Below are 2,964 nucleotides of genomic sequence, written 5' to 3' on the forward strand. Positions count from 1 at the left end.
TGCATGTGGGGCGGCAGGTAGGTGATGGTGCACGGCGACTCGCCCTGGCCGTAGGCCTGCCACAGCCGCGGGCCGAGCGCGACCAGCGCGCGCTTGAGATCTTCGACATACATCGGCGCGCCGCCGTAGAAGATGTGATCGAGATTCTCCACCGTCAGATCCGCCATCGAGGGCGAAGTGACCAGCCGGTTCACCATCGTCGGCGCGGCGAAGAACGAACTCCCCGGATAGCGATTGATGAGATCGACGATCTCGCCCGGCTCGAAGCCGCCGCTCTCCGGCACGACATTGGCGGCGCCGCGTACCAGGTGCGCGAGCGCAAGCAGCCCGGCGCCGTGCGACAGCGGCGCCGGATAAAGCGACGCGTCGGTTTCGTCGACCGGGCCGATATCGGCGAGGAAGCTCATCGTCATGTTGTAAAGGTTGCGATGGGTCAGCATCGCGCCCTTTGGATAACCTGTGGTGCCGCTGGTGTAGAACAGCCACGCATTGTCGCCGGGCGCGGCCGGTGCCGGCCGAAGATCGGATGGCACCGTCGCAAGCATCGCGCGATACGCCTCGCCGTCGACATCGACGACGTTGCCCGGCTGCGACAGTCCGCCCTCGATGTCGGTGAACAGCACCGAGGCGGCGCAATTGTCGAGGATGTAGGCCAGTTCCTTCGGATGCAGCTTGGCATTGATCGGCGCCACCGCCAGCCCAGCGAACCAGGCGCCGAACAGGATCTCGAAATATTCAGGGCGATTGGACAGGAAGACGCCGACCCGCGAGCCCGGCGCAAAGCCCTTGTTGCGCAAGGCCTGGCCGAGCGCCGCGCTGCGCTGCAGAAGCTGCGCATAGCTATGGATCGTCGCGCTGCCGAGACAGACCGCCGGGCGATCCGCAAACGCTTTCGCCGCATTGGCGAGTACCATGGCGATATTCATGGGCTTCTTCCCCGTTCAGATGGCGCGCGTGCGTCCCTTCCAGAACGTCTCGCGAATATCCTTCTTACGGACCTTTCCGACCGCGCTGCGCGGCAGGCTGTCCCAGAAATCCACCGACTTCGGCGCCTTCACGCTGCCGAGCTTCGCCTTGCACAGCGCAATGATCTCATCGGAATTGGTGCTCGAACCCTGCTTGAGTTCGATGACGGCCTTGACCGCCTCGCCCCATTTCTCGTCGGGCACGCCGATCACGGCGCAATCCTGCACCGCGGGGTGGCCCCAGATGATCTGCTCGATCTCGCTCGGATAGACGTTGAAGCCGCCCGAGATGATCATGTCCTTCTTGCGGTCGACGATATAGACGTAACCATCCTCGTCCTTGAATCCGATGTCGCCGGTGTGGTGCCAGCCGAAGGTGGAAACCTCCGCGGTCGCCTCCGGATTCTTGTAGTAGCCGGGCATCACGAGATTGCCGCGCACGACGATCTCGCCGCGCTCGCCGGCCGGCATCAGATTGCCGTCATCGTCCATGATCTCGACCGGAGTCAGCAGCGTCGGCCGGCCGCAACTGGCCAGGCGCTTTTCCTTGTCGGGATCGCCGATCACCAGATGTTCCTGCGGCGACAGGAAGGTGCAGAGCATCGGCGCTTCGGCCTGGCCGAAGGTTTGCGTCATCACCGGCCCGAACACCTCAAGGCACTCCCTCAGCTTGTCCACCGACATCGGCGCGGCAGCGTAGATGAAATGCTCGAGCGAGGAAAAATCATGCTGCTTGATACCGGGATGAGCCAGCAGCATGTAGATCGCCGTCGGCGGCAGGAACATGTGGGTGACGCCTTCGGTCTCGATCGCGTTCACCACCTTGGCGGCGTCGAAGCCCGGAAGGATGATCTGCGTCGCGCCCGCCGCCATCAGCATGATGCCGACGCCGCCCGCCGCGTGAGTCATCGGCGCCACGACGAGATGAACCGGCGGCTTCTGCACCGGCATCGAAGTGAAGAAGTTCGAGATCATGGTCTCCCAGACCAGATTGGTCCACAGCACGCCCTTCGGCCGCCCGGTGGTGCCGCCCGACGAGAAAACCGAGATCGGCTTGCTCGGATCCTCGGGAACGTTGGGATCGGTCTCGGGCGCGTTCGCAATCCAGTCCAGCAGGAACGGGGCGTCCGCGCCGTCCTTGTCGATGCAGATATAGATGCGGATCTGCGGGCATTCCTTGCGGAACACCTGCACATTCGCCTCGAATTCACTATGGTAGAACAGCGCCTGCACGTCGCAGTTTTCGAGGATGTAGGCGTTGTCTTCGGTGGAATTGCGGGCGTTGATCGGCACCCAGATATTGGCGCCGCGGATGATGCCCAGGATGCACTCGAAAGCCGTCGCCCCGTTGGGGCTGTAGACCGCGGCCATCTCGCCGGTTTTCAATCCGGCGGATGCGAGTGCGTTTGCGATCCGGTAGCTGCGCAGCTGGACCTCGCGGAAGGTGCGCGAGACCGTCGCATCCTTCAGGCAGGTGCGCGACGGATTGATGCCGACGCCACGGTCGAAGAAATCGATCAGACGCATGGATAGCCCTCAGCGCTCCAGGATGGTGATGCAGGCGGTCGCTTCTTCATAATGATGGAAGCCGCCGCCGTTTTCGGCAATAGCGTGGTGCGCGCCCTCGACCTGACGAGCGCCCGCCTCGCCGCGGAGCTGCGTGACGAGTTCGTAGATCTGCGCCAAGCCCGTGGCCCCGATCGGGTGACCGCGCGACTCGAGGCCGCCGGAGACGTTGATCGGTATCCGGCCACCAAGCGCGGTATCGCCGTCGCGCACCAGGCGGCCGCCATCGCCGATCGGCGCGAAGCTCAGCAGTTCGGCCTGATGCAGTTCCGCAAACGCGCTGGCGTCATGAACCTCCGCGACCGACATGTCGGCGGGGCCGACTCCGGCGATCTCATAGGCACGATTGGACGCGAGCCGGCACAAATGGCGTTCGAGGTCATCGGCCTCACGGTCAGAACCCGATGCCAGCACCGAGGCGGCGATCCGGATC

2 protein-coding genes and 1 pseudogene are annotated in these 2,964 nt (G+C 64.1%); all 3 read right to left on the bottom strand.

The genetic code is table 11. The annotated features are described in order from the left end of the window. The coding region (locus tag JHD07_RS08920) for an AMP-binding protein (RefSeq protein ID WP_291621162.1) at window positions 1–926 on the bottom strand (926 nt) is incomplete at its 3' end. 15 nt (window positions 927–941) lie between these two features. Then, the gene (locus JHD07_RS08925; protein ID WP_024343231.1) at window positions 942–2,492 is read right to left on the bottom strand and encodes an AMP-binding protein; all 1,551 of its coding nucleotides are present in this window, start codon (window positions 2,490–2,492) and stop codon (window positions 942–944) included. A gap of 9 nt (window positions 2,493–2,501) precedes the next feature. Next, a pseudogene (locus tag JHD07_RS08930) lies at window positions 2,502–2,964 on the bottom strand (thiolase family protein); the annotation flags it as partial.

The organism is Bradyrhizobium sp. (assembly GCF_016462955.1).
In the GTDB taxonomy this organism is placed as follows: domain Bacteria; phylum Pseudomonadota; class Alphaproteobacteria; order Rhizobiales; family Xanthobacteraceae; genus Bradyrhizobium.

What these genes read in the sequence shown, in the direction of transcription:
- JHD07_RS08925 (WP_024343231.1), bottom strand. Translation starts at nt 2,492, where the DNA reads ATGCGTCTGATCGATTTCTTCGACCGTGGCGTCGGCATCAATCCGTCG.